We start from the raw sequence: 16,456 nt of genomic DNA, 5'->3' as shown, positions 1-16,456 counted from the left end.
CCTGTTGCTCCTGCTGGACCTGTTGCTCCTGCTGGACCTTGTGGACCTGTTGGACCTACTGGACCTGTTGGACCTGTTGGACCTGTTGGACCTACTGGACCTGATGGACCTGGTGGTACTGTTGGGCCTGGTGGTATTGGTGCTCCTGTTGGACCTGTTGGACTAGGCGGTAATGGAAATAATGGTGAACTTGGTGGGCCTGGTGGGCCTGGTGGTATTGGCAAATAGATACACCTCCAAAAATATTTTGACGTACACTTTATCATATTTTTGTTGGACAAGTTTGTTTGGATTTTAATACTATTTCTATTAAAAAATCCGCAAAAAAACTCTACTTAGTAGATTCAATTTCTATCAATGATAGTCAATTGTGATCTAGTTTTGTAGAGTCAAATTTTTATTGCTATTTATCTTTACTATCTATTAATTTATAGCTACTCCTGCGCTAGCATATCCTATAACAGTATTAGCAAGGCTAACACCAGTTCCGATTGCAGTATATACCATCATTAAACGAGTTTGTGCTGCGACTGGTATTGATAGACCTGTTGCAATACCGCTAGTAATTTGCCCTATTCCAATTGGGCCTACTAGAGGTGGTAATGTAACACTTGCACCTGCAATTGGAGTAAAGTTATTGCTATTTGCTGGTGCACTATATAATTGTGCAGTGACCACAATATTTGTTCCTAAAATATTTAAAGCTAATACATTACTATAGGATGCTGAAATAGACGTAATAGTACCAGCTCTAGGCATTGAGAATGCAAAATCAAGAACTTCAGTTAGTAATCCTGTTCCAGTTAAATTAATCGCTGGTCCCGCTAGTAATCCTACATTCGGAAGTGAACTCCCAAACCCTACAAGACCTGCTGTATTAGCTACACTGACTCCAAGAAGGTTTACTGAAGTCATTTCAATTGGTGCACCTGATGCAAACGGAATGATTGCACCTGTTCCTGGTATACCTGTTGCTCCTGCTGGGCCTGTCGCTCCGTCTGCTCCTGTTGCTCCCGCTGCACCTGTTGCTCCTGCTGCACCTGTTGCTCCTGCTGGGCCTGTTGCTCCTGGTGCTCCTGCTGCACCTGTTGCTCCCGCTGCCCCTGTTGCTCCTGCTGGGCCTGTTGCTCCTGGTGCTCCTGCTGCACCTGTTGCTCCCGCTGCCCCTGTTGCTCCTGCTGGGCCTGTTGCTCCCGGTGTTCCTGGTGTTCCCGCTGGGCCTGTTGCTCCCGCTGGGCCTGTTGCTCCTGGTGCCCCCGGTGTTCCTGGTGTTCCCGGTGTTCCTGGTGTTCCCGCTGGGCCTGTTGCTCCCGCTGGGCCTGTTGCTCCTGGTGCCCCCGGTGTTCCTGGTGTTCCCGGTGTTCCTGGTGTTCCCGCTGGACCCGTCGGACCTTGCACACCCGGTGATCCTTGTGGACCTGCTGGACCTGTTGGGCCTGGAATTCCTGCTGGGCCTGCTGAGCCTGTTGCTCCTGCTGGACCTGGGATCCCTTGTGGACCTGTTGCTCCAGGTGCACCTGGTGTTCCTGCTGGACCTGTTGCTCCCGCTGGACCTGTTGCTCCTGCTGCACCTGTTGCTCCCGCTGGACCTGCTGGGCCTCCTGAAGGACCTGTTGCTCCCGCTGGACCTGTTGCTCCAGTTGCTCCAGCAATACCCGGTGTTCCCGGTGTTCCTGCTGGCCCCATAGGTCCCATAGGTCCAATATAACCTCTTGGACCTCTGTCTCCATCTTCACCTTCTTTACCTCGCTTACCTCTTTCTCCTCGTGGACCTGTTGCACCTGTTGGGCCTGTAGGGCCCATAGGTCCTATTGGTCCAATTAAACCATTTGATTCATTTGAACCAAATGAATAACTAGGTGAGTAAGGAGAATTTGTTACAGGCGAATCTGAAGGATCTGTATTTAGTGACATTTCTGGTTCTTCTGGTTGTTCTGATGGTTGTGGAAATCTTGGTGGTAATGGTGGTAGTGGCAAAAAAATACACCTCTCATAAAAATTTTAATTGTACAATTTATTGTATAAAAAAAGGACAAATTGGTTCATTCACACCATAAAAATGAGTCAAAAAATAGGTGAATACTCTATTAAAAATATCTAATAGAATATTCACCTATTAAAAAAACCGGAAATCTAGGATTTCCGGTTTCTAACGTTTATTATTAATTGAGTATGCTTTGTTTTAGTCCTAAAACATTGCTTTCTATTTGTAAGTTACACCTAGATTTAAATACTATATCTTCAATAGACTAGAGTAATCTAAATTAACCTCTTAGTTGAGCATTATGTGTTTCTTCTACTGCTTTTAATACTTTTGAATGTGCTTTTGTTACTTCTTCATCCGTTAAAGTACGTTCTGGATCGAAATATGTTAATGAGAAGGCAACTGATTTTTTACCAGCTTCCATCTTATCACCTTCGTATAAATCAAAGATTGTAGCATCCTTTAGAAGTCTTCCACCAGTTGAACGAATTGTAGCTAGAATATCACCAGCAAATACTTTCGAATCCACTACTAATGCCATATCTCGGTTCATTGATGGGAAACGAGGAATTGCATTGTATAAAATATCATCAAATTCAGTATTTAATAACTTTTCAAGAGATAATTGGAATACATATGTTTCTTTCAGATCCCACTCTTTTTGAGTAACAGGATGAACTTGACCGATAAAACCAATTTCTTCTCCGTTTAATAAAATACTTGCAGTACGTCCTGGGTGTAATTCTTCTTTCTTAGCAGCAAGATAAGTTATTTTATTTGATAAACCTAATTCATTGAATAAACCGTCTAAAATACCTTTTACAACATAGAAATCAACAGCTTTTTTCTCGCCTTGCCAAGCATGATGCAACCATAATCCAGTTAACGCTCCTGCTAAATATTCTTCTTCATGAGGAAGCTCGTTCTTTTCCTTTGTTAAGAATACAGAGCCTGTTTCAAATAGTTGAACATTTTCTTCTTTACGTGCAACATTATATGCAATAGCATCTAATAAATGTGGTACTAAACTGAAACGTAGCTCACTGCGTTCTTCACTCATAGGTAATGCTAAACGAACAGGTTCTGCATCTACTGTTTCTAGTGCAAAGCGTTTTACTTTATTATTGCTTGTTAAAGAATACGTAACAGCTTCGTAAAGACCTGCATGCTGTAAATACTGACGAATTTTTCTACGTTTTGCTTGATAAGGTGTTAATTGTCCACGACTAGCAACACCTGTTGGTAAAGTAGCAGGAATATGATCATAGCCATATAGTCTTCCTACTTCTTCAACTAAATCTTCTTCTATTGAAAGATCACCACGACGACTTGGAACAGTAACTGTAAATACTTCACCATCCCCCGTAGCTTCTAATCTTAAGCGGCGGAAAATATCTTTTACTGTCTCAGCATCAATCGATGTACCAAGAACACCATTAATCTTACTTACAGAAACTGAAACTTTTTTAGCATCTTCAACTAAATTGTCTGCAATTACAGTACCTTCTACAATTGTTCCACCAGCTAGTTCAGCCATTAACTGAGCAGCACGTTCTGAAGCAGGGAATGTACGAGAAGCATCAATACCTTTTTCAAAACGAGCACTTGAATCGCTACGTAAGCCTAGGTCTTTTGAAGTTTGGCGAACACTTTGACCTCTGAAAACAGCTGATTCAATTAAAACGTCTACAGTTTCCACATCAACCTCAGTACTTTGACCACCCATTACACCTGCAACTGCTACCGCTTCTTTCTCTGTTGCGATTACTAAATTATGTGGCTGTAATGTGCGCTCTTCACCATCAAGCGTAACGATCTTTTCGTTTTCTTTCGCATGACGAACGATAATTTGATTACTATTTAATTTATTAAAATCAAACGCATGTAATGGTTGACCATATTCAATTAAAATATAGTTCGTAATATCAACCACATTATTAATCGGACGAATACCAGCACTCATTAAACGAACTTGCATCCATAATGGAGAAGGACCAATTTTTACACCTTTAACTAATTTAGCACTATAATATGGTGCATCTTCTTTTGATTCAATTGAAACTGAAACATAATCAGCAGTTGTAGCTGATTGAGCGCTAATTGCTGGAAGTTTCACGTCACGATCTAAAATTGCAGCTACCTCATAGGCAACACCAATCATATTTAAGCAATCAGCACGGTTTGGTGTTAATCCAAGTTCTAATACTGCATCATCACGATATAATACGTCTAATACATCTGCTCCTACTTCAGCATCACTTGGTAAAACAAAAATTCCATTTGAGAATTCTTTTGCCACTACTTTGCCTTCTATTCCTAATTCTTGAAGAGAGCAAATCATTCCTTCAGAAACTTCACCACGTAATTTTGCTTTTTTAATTTTGAAATTACCCGGTAATACAGCGCCTACCTTTGCCACGATCACTTTTTGACCTTTAGCAACATTCGGTGCGCCACAAATAATTTGTACTGGTTGCTCTTCTCCAACATCAACAGTACATTTTGATAATTTATCTGCCTCTGGATGTTGTTCACGTTCCATTACATAACCAACAACAACATTTTTAATTCCTTCTGAAAGATGATTAACACCTTCAACTTCAATACCTGCTTTTGTTATTAATTTTGCAAGTTCGTCTGGTGTAACACCACTTAAATCAACGTATTCTTGTAACCATTTTGTTGATACAAACATGTTTAGTCCCCTCCTACCTTACATTTGTTGGAATTGCTTTAAGAATCTTATATCGTTCGTATAGAAATGACGAATATCATCAATACCATATTTTAATAATGCAATACGTTCAGGACCCATACCGAAAGCAAATCCTTGAACTTCTTTTGGATTATATCCAGCCATCTCAAGTACGTTCGGATGTACCATTCCTGCACCTAAAATTTCAATCCATCCAGTGTGCTTACACATGTTACAGCCTTTTCCTCCACATTTCATACAAGAAATATCCATTTCTACTGAAGGCTCAGTGAATGGGAAGAAGCTTGGGCGTAAGCGAATTTCACGATCTTCACCGAACATTTTTTTCGCAAAAAGTTGTAAAGTACCTTTTAAGTCACTCATTGAAATGTTTTCACCAATTACAAGACCTTCGATTTGCATAAATTGATGAGAATGTGTAGCATCATCGTCATCACGGCGATAAACTTTACCTGGACAAATTATTTTAATTGGTCCTTTTTCCACGTTTGCTTCCATTGTTCTAGCTTGAACAGGTGAAGTATGAGTTCTCATTAGAGTTTCTTCAGAAATATAGAATGAATCCTGCATATCACGAGCTGGATGACCTTTTGGTAAATTTAATGCTTCGAAATTATAATAGTCCTTTTCTACTTCTGGACCTTCTGCAATTTCATATCCCATTCCAATAAATAAATCTTCAATTTCTTGAATAACCGCTCTTAATGGATGAGCTCCACCTGCATGAACTGGTCTTCCTGGAAGTGTTACGTCAATTGATTCACTTTCTAATTTTTCATTAATTGCATTTTGTTCTAATACAACTTGCTTTGCTTCAAGTTTTTCTTGGATTGCAGCACGTACTTCATTAGCAACAGCTCCCATTTTTGGGCGCTCTTCAGGAGATAAATCCTTCATTGCTTTCATTGCCTCAGTAATCGGACCTTTTTTTCCTAGATAGGCAATTCTTATTTCATTTAATGCTTTTAAATCTTTTGCTTCTTCTATTTGCTTAATCGCTTCTGCTTGTAAAGAAACTAAACGCTCTTGCATGAATAATCCTCCTATTCAAATTCATAAATTTAAACATAAAAAAACCTCGCTCCCAAAAAAGGGACGAGGATTGATCGCGGTACCACCCTAATTAACAGTTATTATTTTACAAAAACTAACTGCTCACTTCATTCATATAACGATCTACTTAGATAGACCGAGTCGCCTTTACATTAAAAAATGGTCCCGGCGCTAGCTCAAGAGGTGAATTCAATTTGGTCTACTATAAAAGTGCTTACAGTCTACGGCACCTTTTCCCTAAAATAGAGATTCAAATTTACTATTCTCTGTCAAAGCTTTTTATGTATTAAATTTTCTTAATTAATTATATTGATTTTTTTCAATTAATGCAACTGCTCAACATAATTATTTACTAAATGATTTGAATCATTTTTACTGATCTAGAAAGCTCAGATGAGGCTGCTATTATTTCCATGCCTCATAGGCTATACATTAGAATCCCTGCTGCAATACCAACGTTTAATGATTCAGCTTTACCATAAATCGGTATATATAGATTTTCATCAGTTAATGAAAGTAATGTTGAATTCACACCTTTACCTTCATTTCCTACAATTATGGCAAAACGATTTGTAACGTTCACTTCATTAAAAGGTTTTGCATTTTGAAGAGATGTTCCATAAACAGTTATTCCTTTATCTTTTAAATTAGATATTGCTTCAACTAAATCACCGCGTAATATTGGTAAATGGAATAAAGATCCTTGTGTAGATCGAATTGTTTTAGCATTATATAGGTCACTTGTACCCGAGCCTAAAATAACCCCATCAAAACCAGCAGCATCTGCAGTTCGAATCATTGTTCCAACATTCCCAGGATCTTGAACTTCATCAATTAATAATAATTTTGACACTTTCTCAAAATCAATTCTTACAAAAGAAAATTCAATAATTGCAAAAATACCTTGCGATGTTTCTGTTTCGCTTAATTCCTTGCTAACCTCTTTAGATATATACGTAATATCAAATGACCCTGTTGAAAAATTAGAAGGTAAGTCAATATCTTCACTGATTAATAAATGAAGAATCGGTGCATCATGCTTAATTGCCTCCTCGACTAAATGAAAACCTTCTACGATAAATTGTTTAGCTTTATCTCTTCCTTTTTTTGTATGTAGTTTTTTCCAAGCCTTTACAGAATTATTTTGTATGGAATCAATTTGTTTCATAAGTTTCCTTTACCTTTCATCGTATATCATATCGTTTATCATACATAAAATCGTTTCCGTTTACAAATACTACATAAAGCTTATTATGAAAGGAGAATCCAAATGAATTTTAATATTCGCGGAGCAGTTCTTCACAATATTTCAGGCAATAAAAGTGATCAATTAGAAGCAACAATTGTAGATGCTATTCAAAGTGGCGAAGAAAAAGTATTACCAGGTTTAGGTGTACTTCTCGAAGTTTTTTGGAATCACGCTTCTGAAAATCAAAAGCATGAACTACTTACAGTATTAGAAAATGGAGTAAGTCAGTAATCTAATCAGTTAAAAACATAGAAAAGGACTAACTTAAGTTATTAACTTTTCGTTAGTCCCTTTATTTTGGCTATTTCGTTTTATCTTTTAAATCATCGATCGAATTAATCTTCATATATTCTGGTACGACTAAGCCTAACTTTGTCCCTTTTAAATTTGGTCCAAGATCGATTAATTTTTTCTTATATTCATTCATATAATCTTTGTGAGTTGTCGGAAGCCAAGCTGCGACCATTGCATCTGCACTTCCATCTGCAATACCTGCAAACATCGGTCCTGCCTCAATTTGTTTTAATGTAACGTCATATCCTTGATTTTCTAGCACTTTTCCAATGACATTTGTGCTGGCAACTTCAGATTCCCATGAAACATAAACTAAACTAATTTTTTCATCATGTCCTTTTGAAGAATCTTTCGCCCAATTATTTACTTGATTTTGATGCTTTTTGATCCATTTCTCTGCTGCTTTATCTGGTTTCATACCATCTTGAATATCACTCATCACTTCTTCCATATCAGATGGTTTCCAAGAAAAGTTATCTAATATCGTATACGCACCAGGAATGTCTTCTTTTAATCCTTTTCTAACTACTGTATGAATTGATTCATCCTTACCAAATGCCCCTTTTGGATCTTCTAAATACTTTAACTTATATTTCGAAAACATCCAGTGTGGCGTCCATCCAGTAACGATAATTGGTTCTTTATTTTCATATGCTTTTTTCAATTCAGCTGTCATCGCTGCAGAAGAACCCTCTTTTAATGTCCAATCCTTTAAGTCGTAATCCTTCATTGCTTTTTCAGTTGCTTTCATTAACCCAGCCCCTGGATCAATTCCGGTAATCTCATAATTTACTTGAGAACCTATTTTATTTGAAGATGTTTTTTGATTTTTACTACCTGTAAATGCAACTGAAATAGCAGAAATACAAAAGATTAATGCAATTAACCCATAAACATATTTTTTAGCAAATTTTTTCCCATAAGCAGGTTGACGAAGGTTTTGAGAAATTCGATCAAGAATAATTGCAACGATAACAATTGATATTCCTGCCTCGAATCCTTCCCCTACCTTAATCTGCGTTACAGCACGATAAACCTCTGCACCTAATCCTGGAGCACCTACTAGTGATGAAATAACTACCATCGATAATGCAAGCATAATACTTTGATTTATACCGGCTAAAATTGTAGGTGCTGCTAAAGGTAGCTGTACTTTAAAGAGTCTTTGCCACGTTGTTGATCCAAAAGCATTAGATGCCTCTATTAAATCATTTGGAACTTCATGTATACCTAAATTCGTTAATCGTATTGTTGGTGGAATTGCAAAAATGACAGAAGCTAATATACCAGGAACTACACCAATTCCGAAAAAGAGAATTGCTGGAATTAAATAGACAAATGCTGGCATTGTTTGCATAAAGTCGAGTATTGGTGTAATCACTTGTTTCACTCGATCGTTTTGCGACGTCCAAATCCCTAAAGGAATTCCAATTACAACCGTAATAACGATTGATGATAAGATCAATGCTAACGAATCAACTGTAGCATCCCAAAGTCCAAGATTATCGATTAATAACAAACCAAGTAACGTAAACAGACCAACTGTCCACCTACTTGTATAAAAAGCAAGTAATGAAATTAATATTATTAGAATAATTGATGGGCCAAGTCCTAAAACTTTAACAAGGTTATTTAAAAGGGTTTCTGTGATGTTGGTTATTGCGCCAAATAGAGGATGGAAAGTTTTAATAATTAAATCGACAATTTTATCAATCCATTCTGCTAACGGAATTTTTGGAATACCCATATGTTTAACCTCCCTTTATATTTAAATCGTCTGTTTTACCCGCTAATGCACCGATAACTGCTCCACGGATAATGACACCTTTTAATCGTTCATTTTTATCTATAACTGCTAATGGTAGTACAGAAGTTGCAAGTGCACCAATTACATCAGTTAATAAAGTATCTTCATAAACAGACACAATTTCCTTCTGCATAGCTTCCTCTACTGATTTATTTTTTATAAGAGCGTTTGAAGCATCATCAGCAGTAATTGCTCCAAGTAGCTTTTGTCTACGATCAACCACAAATATACTTGAATATCCTTGGTCTCTCATTACTTGTAAAGCTACGCGTGGTCCACGGTCAGGCGTAATTCTTTCAGCACGCTTCTGCACATGAGCCGCCGTTAATACTTTTGATAGATCTACATCTTCTACAAATCGTTCAACATATTCATTGGCTGGATTTACCATGATCTCTTCGGGAGAACCAATTTGCATTATATTACCATCTTTCATAAGAGCAATTCTGTCTCCAATTCGCAGGGCCTCATCAAGGTCATGTGTAATAAAAATAATCGTTTTTTTCATCGTCTCTTGCAGTTCTAATAATTCGTCTTGCATATCTTTACGAATTAATGGATCGAGCGCGCTAAATGCTTCATCCATTAATAAAATATCCGTGTCACTTGTTAGTGCCCTTGCAAGGCCAACACGTTGTTGCATACCACCACTTAATTGTGATGGGAATTGATGCTCATATCCTTTTAAGCCCACTATTTCTAATGACTTCAGAGCTTTTTCTGCTCTTTCTTCCTGTGAAATATTTTGTATTTCTAAACCATATTCTGTATTTTCAAGAATTGTCTTGTGCGGGAACAGAGCAAAATTTTGAAAAACCATACTAATTTTTTTACGACGTACATTTCTTAACTGCTGAGGATTCATTTTTACAATGTCTTCATCGTCAATCAAGATTTGTCCTGTTGTTGGTTCAATTAATCGATTGAGCATTCGAATCAAGGTCGATTTACCACTACCTGACAGTCCCATTACAACAAAAATTTCACCTGGGAATATTTCAAAGCTTGCATTATTTACCCCGATTGTTGAGTTTGTCTGCTCTAATATTTGCTTTTTTGTATATCCCTTTTCTAGTAACTTTATGGCGTTCTTTGGAGACTTACCGAAAACCTTTGTTACGTTTTTCACTTTAACTTTTGCTTTCATTAACTCACCTCAAAACTTTATATTTATTTTGCTTTTCCATATTTTAAATAAGGTTTCTCCTTATAAAAAAAATCAGCCAAGTACTAATTAAGTCTTGGCTCCTTAAGAAACTCCATTTACAAAATTGGAGTCTAAATTTTATTTATTAGCTTTAAAAATTCCCTAAGAAACCATTTTTCAAATTCTATTTCCGAGTATCCTTATTTGAAAAGCGTGCATTCATGATAACAATAAGATATGACAAAACTATTTCAAACTAGTTATAGGAATAATACAATTTGTTTCAGTTCGATAACGTTGAAGACGGAAAAAGTGGGAAAATTAGGTTGTGCAGGTAAGTAGAAGTAGCAAAAAAGCCTTAATAAATGAGGTTTTTTCAGAGATATGAAAATTACTTACTCAAGTAAGAATCATGATCATGTAAAAAAGCAAGTTGATTCATTTAATGTTTGTATTTTTCAATATTGACTACAATATATTTCAACACTAAGAAAAAATCCCTCAATAAATGAGGGATTTTTTCTTAGTTATATGTTAAGCGTTCTACTGTATCGCGATCTAATCGTTTAATTACTTCTACGATTAATTTAACTGTATTTTCATAGTCATCACGATGAAGGATACCAGAATGAGAATGAATATATCTCGTTGGAATTGTGATTGCTAATGCTGGAACACCTTTCATTGTAATATGCATTGAACCAGCGTCAGTTCCACCGCCAGGCATGGATTCATATTGATATGGAATTCCAATTTCATCTGCTACATTTACTACAAATTCACGTAAATCTTTATGAGACACCATTGATGCATCATATAAAACGATTTGAGGGCCTTTGCCTAATTTACCTTGTGCTTCTCTTTCAGATACACCTGGCATGTCACCTGCAACACCTACATCTAATGCAAAACCGATATCTGGTTCAATTTTATATGTAGATGTTTTTGCACCACGAAGTCCTACTTCTTCTTGTACCGTTCCAACTCCAAATACAATATTTGGATGTGCTTGACCTTGTAATTGTTCTAAAACGTCAATTGCAATAGCACAACCGATACGATTATCCCATGCTTTTGCTAATAATAATTTTTCGTTTTTCATCGTCTGGAATTCAAAATACGGAACAACTTGGTCCCCAGGACGAACACCAAATTCTAATGCCTCTTCTTTACTTGAAGCACCGATATCAATAAACATATCCTTAATGTCTACTACTTTTCTTCTTGCTTCTGCACTCATAATATGAGGCGGCTTCGAACCAATAATACCTGTAATATTACCTTCTTTTGTGGAAATGGTAACACGCTGAGCAAGCATTACTTGCGACCACCATCCACCAATTGTTTGAAAACGTAAAAATCCTTTATCATCAATTTGTGTAACCATAAATCCAACTTCATCAAGATGTCCAGCAACTTCAATTCTTGGACCATTTGGGTCTCCGGTTTTAACTGCTATTAAGCTTCCTAAATTATCAGTTACAACCTCATCAGCAAGTGGGGTAATATATTTTCTCATTACTTCACGTGGTTCATGTTCAAATCCAGCTACGCCGTTTGCATCAGTTAGTTCTTTTAACATTTGTAACTTTGCATCTAAAGTAGACAAACTCATCCATCCTTTTTTTAATTAAGATTATGTACATATAACATTATACAATTTGGGATTCTTTTTGACAAAATTTTTAGATATTTCTTCAACCATCGTATTAAAACATATAAATTTTATATTAATTTTCTCCAAATTGTTTGTGGGGTATAATAATGAAGCTTACAAAATATTACTAGATTTTTAAATTAACCATCTGGAGATTAATATGATAACAACTTCCGCTTTATATAAAGAAGCATTTTCATTTATATCACAATGCTATAAGGAACTCGATAAATCTGATCAAATAGAAAAACGATTAAAAAGTATCGAAGCCGAGATTCGAGATACTGGTTTTTACACTCATACTTATGAGGAATTAGAGCACGGTGCGAAAATGGCGTGGCGCAATAGTAACCGCTGTATCGGTAGATTATTTTGGGATAAGCTTCATGTTTTAGATGCTCGCCATATTAACGATGATAAAAGTATAGAGCATGAAATATTGCATCATATAAAATATGCTACAAATTCAGGTAAGATTCTACCTACAATTACAATTTTCAAACAAAATCTTGGAACAAATAATTCTCTTAAACTTCATAATCACCAGCTTATACGATATGCTGGCTATGAAACAGAAAATGGAATAATTGGAGACCCAAAATCGATCGAGTTTACAAAGGAATGTGAGAGTCTTGGTTGGAAAGGAAATGGTACTAACTTCGATATTTTGCCTATTGTTTATTCCTTAGACAACCATGAACCAAACTATTTTACGATTCCAAATGATATCGTACTCGAAGTACCAATCGAACATCCTGAATATGATTTTTCCCCTCTTAATACTAAATGGTATGCTGTTCCGATGATATCAGATATGACTCTAGAGATTGGTGGTATATCTTATAGTGCAGCCCCATTTAATGGATGGTATATGGGAACTGAAATCGGTGCTCGTAATTTTGCTGATGAGTTTCGTTTTAATCTGTTGCCTAAAGTAGCAAAAATTATCGGCCTAGATACAAAAAGAAACAGTACACTTTGGAAAGATCGTGCACTAGTTGAATTAAATATTGCCGTTTTATATTCATATAAAAAAAATGGTGTTAGTATTGTTGATCATCATTCTGCTGCACAGCAATTTCTCCAATTTGAAAAACAAGAAGAATCATGCGGCCGTGAGTTAACTGGTAATTGGAAGTGGTTAATTCCTCCTATGTCACCTGCTACAACTCATGTATTTCATAAACGATATGATGATACTACGCTTAAACCAAATTTCTTTCCAAGATAATCATTGAATATAATAAAAACCTTAATGAACTGACATTTGTAGTTATTTCATTAAGGTTTTTTCTAATATTTGTTACAATATTAAATATCAGCATAATTTTCTAAAAATTATAAAAGGAGTAATTCAATGATTTTATTTCAAAATGACAATATTACAGTATTTCAAAGTGCATTATTTCAAACAAACTCAACCGTTGTAGCAACCGACGATTGTATCATTATTGTGGATCCAACTTGGTTACCTCATGAAATAAATGAGATAAAGGAATTTGTTGAATCAATAAAAAATGATCGACCAGTTTATTTATACTTTACACATGGAGATTTTGATCACATTATTGGTTATTATGCATTTCCTAACGCAAAGACTATTGGTAGCGAAAATTTACATAACCATCCTGAAAAAGATAATAAAGTAGCAAAAATCCGTCAATTTTACAATGATAATTATATTAATCATATTGAGCAAATACAATTTCCAAAAATTGATTTAATTATTAGTGAAGATGGTCAGGAAATTAAAATAGGCCAGACAACATTAAGATTTTATCATTCTCATGGGCATACTAAAGATGGTTTATTCCTCTATATTGAAAATTTAGGAATATGGATTACAGGTGATCATTTATCTGATTTTGAACTTCCGATTGTATTTGATAGTGTAAAAAGTTATTACAATACTTTAGATAAGGCGGAAGAACTGATTAGTAAGTTTGAATTCTCATTGTTAGTTCCAGGCCACGGTCGAGTTTCATCAAATAAAGAAGAGATCGCTACTCGAATTGAGCTAGGTAGAAGTTACTTAAAAAGACTTCAAAGAGCTGTACAGAATAATAATGAGGCAGAAATAAATTTATTAGAAAAAGAGTTTTCATTTCCATCTGGTTTCACAAAATATTGTCATGAATCAAATGTTAATAACATGAAAAAAGAATTTAGTTTCGTTTAAAAAACAAACAAAAAAATCCTTAACAAATGTTAAGGATTTTTTAAACGAACTTATTTTAAGTTAGCTTTTGCAGCGTTTGCTAATTCAGCAAATGCTTTTTCGTCAGCAACAGCTAGGTCAGCTAACATTTTACGGTTAACTTCGATACCTGCTAATTTTAATCCGTGCATTAAACGGCTGTAAGAAAGTCCGTTCATACGAGCAGCCGCGTTGATACGAGTGATCCATAATTTACGGAAATCACGTTTCTTTTGACGACGGTCACGGTAAGCATACATTAATGATTTCATAACTTGTTGGTTTGCAACTTTGAATAATGTATGTTTAGAACCGTAATAACCTTTTGCTAATTTAATAACCTTTTTACGACGAGCGCGTGTAACTGTACCGCCTTTAACTCTTGGCATATTGTTTCCCTCCTAGATATCTATCTAATACGTTTATCGTTCTTATTTCATGTTTGTAAGCATAAAGCGGATACGTTTGAAATCGCCTTTGCTTACTAATGAAGCTTTACGTAATTTACGTTTTGCTTTTGTAGATTTGTTAGCGAATAAGTGGCTTGTGTAAGCACGACCACGTTTTAATTTACCAGATCCAGTCTTTTTAAAACGTTTTGCTGAACCACGGTGAGTTTTCATTTTAGGCATATCGTGTTTCCTCCTCAAATAAATTACTTTTCGTTTTTAGGTGCTAAGACTAAGAACATACTACGACCGTCCATTTTCGGATGTGACTCAACAGTTGCAACTTCTGCACAAGCAGTTGAGAAACGATCAAGTACTCGTTGTCCAATTTCCTTATGCGTAATAGCGCGTCCTTTGAAGCGAATAGACGCTTTAACTTTATCGCCTTTTTCTAAGAACTTAATTGCATTACGAAGCTTTGTGTTAAAGTCATGTTCATCAATTGTAGGACTTAAACGAACTTCTTTCATGCTAATAATTTTTTGGTTTTTACGGCTCTCTTTGTCTTTCTTTTGTTGCTCGAAACGGAATTTTCCGTAGTCCATAATACGACATACAGGTGGTTTTGCCGTTGGTGCTACCATCACTAGATCAAGATTAACATTCGAAGCTAACTCAAGAGCCTCTTGTTTTGTCTTGATTCCAAGTTGATCTCCGTTAGGACCAATTAATCGAACTTCACGAGCACGAATTCCATCGTTTACCATCATGTCTTTGCTAATAGTAAAACACCTCCAAGGTATTGTAAGAATGATCTTAATTTGTATCGTTGAAGCAATCATAACCCAACAAAAAAGTGTGGGTATATAAATACACCCACACTGACAGTATCAAAGTAATTAATGATTCTGTTACCTGATAACAGCTTGTAGCGTCATCCAGGTGAGAAGCGGGTGCTTCTTCTTCAACAAATAAGTATTCTTTTCTTTCGTTACTATAACATAGCGACATGATGTTGTCAATATTCGTATGCTTTGTTCGCAACGAAATTTATTATATCAAAGAAACTTATTTATGACAATGCTTTTTTAAATTATAAATTTTCATTTCAATTTTTCCTGTGAAAACTCTTGTAATGTATGTATTAGGACTCGTTCTTGAAAGATATTTTGAAGTGTAATGATTAATGAAATATCGACTGATGAAGTGTATAAATGAATGCTTTTAGGTGCAATTGCCGTTAAGGGCAAAATTAATTCGTTATCAATATATTCTCTATTTTCCACTTGTTTACCATACTCTTTTAATACATCTTTAGTAAGTGGTAAAAACAGATGATCATATACGCTAAACTTCCCGTCAAACACTATATGCACATGAGGAATAAGCGCATCCGTTTTAAGTACCTGCTGTCTTAGACTCTCAATAAGATTCTGGTATTCGTTTTCTAATTTGTACTCATCTATTGCAATCTCACAAACATAAGCTAACTGCTTATAATATTCCTTCAAACGAAATGTAATAAATGAATCAAAGCTAAAATTTACTCCATCTTTTAAATACTCAGAAAGTGCATATGAAACTAAATTCTTACTTCTACGAATTTTTTTCTGGTTTGGTATGCTTCTTCTAGTTCCTCTTAATAATGATTGTGCAATAGGTATGATTTGACTTTGCTCGTCTTCCTCATAGAAAAAAGATGTATGTAAAATGGATTGAATCCATTTATCTTCTTTTTGAAGTAAAATAAATTGTACTAGTGTCGGAACTAAAATACTTTTTATTAAATCTTCAGTGTTTTGAGGAAATGTGATTAAAATTGTATTGATTTTGTGTCTTCTTAAAATGTATGGTCTCGATTGCTTTTTTAAGCGTTTTTGTAATCGTTCGTAGACATAAGCTGCGTCAATGGGTTCATTGAAAAAAATTTCAATCACCCTGTTCCCCCCTTTCTAGCACCACC

At 35.6% G+C, this 16,456-nt stretch carries 14 protein-coding genes, 1 pseudogene and 2 other annotated features; of the genes and pseudogenes, 3 read left to right on the top strand and 12 right to left on the bottom strand.

All coding sequences use genetic code 11. The annotated features are described in order from the left end of the window. From EP747_RS20095 to EP747_RS20075, 5 genes and pseudogenes are all read right to left on the bottom strand, one after another. Positions 1 to 224, bottom strand: a pseudogene (locus tag EP747_RS20095) (exosporium leader peptide); the annotation flags it as partial. 199 nt (positions 225 to 423) lie between these two features. Next, a complete protein-coding gene (locus tag EP747_RS20090) occupies positions 424 to 1,977 on the bottom strand; it encodes an exosporium glycoprotein BclB-related protein (RefSeq protein ID WP_213083854.1) in 1,554 nt (517 codons plus the stop codon). A gap of 287 nt (positions 1,978 to 2,264) precedes the next feature. Next, positions 2,265 to 4,679, bottom strand: coding sequence for a phenylalanine--tRNA ligase subunit beta (gene pheT, locus EP747_RS20085; RefSeq protein WP_129691843.1), 2,415 nt, complete (start codon positions 4,677 to 4,679; stop codon positions 2,265 to 2,267). A gap of 18 nt (positions 4,680 to 4,697) precedes the next feature. Then, positions 4,698 to 5,732 (bottom strand): phenylalanine--tRNA ligase subunit alpha, encoded by a 1,035-nt coding sequence (gene pheS / locus EP747_RS20080; protein WP_129691842.1) that lies wholly within the window; start codon positions 5,730 to 5,732, stop codon positions 4,698 to 4,700. Positions 5,733 to 5,788: 56 nt separating this feature from the next. Next, positions 5,789 to 6,035 (bottom strand) — a binding site (T-box leader). A 136-nt stretch (positions 6,036 to 6,171) separates the two neighbouring features. Then, positions 6,172 to 6,921, bottom strand: coding sequence for a TrmH family RNA methyltransferase (locus EP747_RS20075; RefSeq protein WP_129691841.1), 750 nt, complete (start codon positions 6,919 to 6,921; stop codon positions 6,172 to 6,174). Between the two features lie 102 nt (positions 6,922 to 7,023). On the opposite strand from EP747_RS20075, the gene sspI reads away from it, so the two are divergent. Further along, positions 7,024 to 7,233: a small acid-soluble spore protein SspI gene (gene sspI / locus EP747_RS20070; RefSeq protein WP_025568436.1), complete on the top strand. Its 210-nt coding sequence runs from the start codon at positions 7,024 to 7,026 to the stop codon at positions 7,231 to 7,233. A 70-nt stretch (positions 7,234 to 7,303) separates the two neighbouring features. Here sspI and EP747_RS25270 read toward each other — a convergent pair whose 3' ends face one another. The 3 genes from EP747_RS25270 to EP747_RS20055 form a co-directional block, all read right to left on the bottom strand. Next, entirely contained in the window at positions 7,304 to 9,043 is a 1,740-nt protein-coding gene (locus tag EP747_RS25270) for a glycine betaine ABC transporter substrate-binding protein (RefSeq protein WP_129691840.1), read from the bottom strand. Between the two features lie 4 nt (positions 9,044 to 9,047). After that, positions 9,048 to 10,250: a quaternary amine ABC transporter ATP-binding protein gene (locus tag EP747_RS20060; protein WP_129691839.1), complete on the bottom strand. Its 1,203-nt coding sequence runs from the start codon at positions 10,248 to 10,250 to the stop codon at positions 9,048 to 9,050. Between the two features lie 523 nt (positions 10,251 to 10,773). Beyond that, positions 10,774 to 11,865 (bottom strand): M42 family metallopeptidase, encoded by a 1,092-nt coding sequence (locus EP747_RS20055; protein ID WP_419179332.1) that lies wholly within the window; start codon positions 11,863 to 11,865, stop codon positions 10,774 to 10,776. A gap of 202 nt (positions 11,866 to 12,067) precedes the next feature. On the opposite strand from EP747_RS20055, the gene EP747_RS20050 reads away from it, so the two are divergent. Then, positions 12,068 to 13,138: a nitric oxide synthase oxygenase gene (locus tag EP747_RS20050; RefSeq protein ID WP_129691837.1), complete on the top strand. Its 1,071-nt coding sequence runs from the start codon at positions 12,068 to 12,070 to the stop codon at positions 13,136 to 13,138. 126 nt (positions 13,139 to 13,264) lie between these two features. Continuing rightward, positions 13,265 to 14,086, top strand: coding sequence for an MBL fold metallo-hydrolase (locus EP747_RS20045; RefSeq protein WP_129691836.1), 822 nt, complete (start codon positions 13,265 to 13,267; stop codon positions 14,084 to 14,086). Between the two features lie 50 nt (positions 14,087 to 14,136). Here EP747_RS20045 and rplT read toward each other — a convergent pair whose 3' ends face one another. The 4 genes from rplT to ytxC form a co-directional block, all read right to left on the bottom strand. Continuing rightward, a complete protein-coding gene (gene rplT, locus EP747_RS20040) occupies positions 14,137 to 14,493 on the bottom strand; it encodes a 50S ribosomal protein L20 (RefSeq protein WP_025568430.1) in 357 nt (118 codons plus the stop codon). A 42-nt stretch (positions 14,494 to 14,535) separates the two neighbouring features. Continuing rightward, on the bottom strand, positions 14,536 to 14,736 hold the full coding sequence (gene rpmI / locus EP747_RS20035) for a 50S ribosomal protein L35 (protein ID WP_025568429.1): 201 nt from the start codon (positions 14,734 to 14,736) through the stop codon (positions 14,536 to 14,538). A gap of 23 nt (positions 14,737 to 14,759) precedes the next feature. Next, positions 14,760 to 15,263, bottom strand: a complete 504-nt coding sequence (gene infC, locus EP747_RS20030) for a translation initiation factor IF-3 (protein WP_069034593.1) — start codon at positions 15,261 to 15,263, stop codon at positions 14,760 to 14,762. A 74-nt stretch (positions 15,264 to 15,337) separates the two neighbouring features. Beyond that, positions 15,338 to 15,464, bottom strand: a sequence feature (ribosomal protein L20 leader region). A gap of 132 nt (positions 15,465 to 15,596) precedes the next feature. Continuing rightward, on the bottom strand, positions 15,597 to 16,430 hold the full coding sequence (gene ytxC / locus EP747_RS20025; RefSeq protein ID WP_129691835.1) for a sporulation protein YtxC: 834 nt from the start codon (positions 16,428 to 16,430) through the stop codon (positions 15,597 to 15,599). Positions 16,431 to 16,456: the final 26 nt, after the last annotated feature.

The sequence above is a fragment of the Gottfriedia acidiceleris genome (assembly GCF_004138285.1).
In the GTDB taxonomy this organism is placed as follows: Bacteria; Bacillota; Bacilli; order Bacillales; family Bacillaceae_G; genus Gottfriedia; species Gottfriedia acidiceleris_A.
The sequence above is the reverse complement of the archived record's forward strand: the minus strand, read 5'-3'. Positions and strand labels throughout refer to the sequence as shown.

Excerpts from the sequence above, each read along its gene's own strand:
- infC (WP_069034593.1), bottom strand. The coding sequence starts at position 15,263 with ATGATGGTAAACGATGGAATTCGTGCTCGTGAAGTTCGATTAATTGGT.
- EP747_RS20050 (WP_129691837.1), top strand. The coding sequence starts at position 12,068 with ATGATAACAACTTCCGCTTTATATAAAGAAGCATTTTCATTTATATCA.
- pheT (WP_129691843.1), bottom strand. The coding sequence starts at position 4,679 with ATGTTTGTATCAACAAAATGGTTACAAGAATACGTTGATTTAAGTGGT.
- EP747_RS20060 (WP_129691839.1), bottom strand. The coding sequence starts at position 10,250 with ATGAAAGCAAAAGTTAAAGTGAAAAACGTAACAAAGGTTTTCGGTAAG.
- rpmI (WP_025568429.1), bottom strand. The coding sequence starts at position 14,736 with ATGCCTAAAATGAAAACTCACCGTGGTTCAGCAAAACGTTTTAAAAAG.
- sspI (WP_025568436.1), top strand. The coding sequence starts at position 7,024 with ATGAATTTTAATATTCGCGGAGCAGTTCTTCACAATATTTCAGGCAAT.
- pheS (WP_129691842.1), bottom strand. The coding sequence starts at position 5,732 with ATGCAAGAGCGTTTAGTTTCTTTACAAGCAGAAGCGATTAAGCAAATA.
- EP747_RS20075 (WP_129691841.1), bottom strand. The coding sequence starts at position 6,921 with ATGAAACAAATTGATTCCATACAAAATAATTCTGTAAAGGCTTGGAAA.
- EP747_RS20055 (WP_419179332.1), bottom strand. The coding sequence starts at position 11,865 with ATGAGTTTGTCTACTTTAGATGCAAAGTTACAAATGTTAAAAGAACTA.
- EP747_RS25270 (WP_129691840.1), bottom strand. The coding sequence starts at position 9,043 with ATGGGTATTCCAAAAATTCCGTTAGCAGAATGGATTGATAAAATTGTC.
- EP747_RS20045 (WP_129691836.1), top strand. The coding sequence starts at position 13,265 with ATGATTTTATTTCAAAATGACAATATTACAGTATTTCAAAGTGCATTA.
- rplT (WP_025568430.1), bottom strand. The coding sequence starts at position 14,493 with ATGCCAAGAGTTAAAGGCGGTACAGTTACACGCGCTCGTCGTAAAAAG.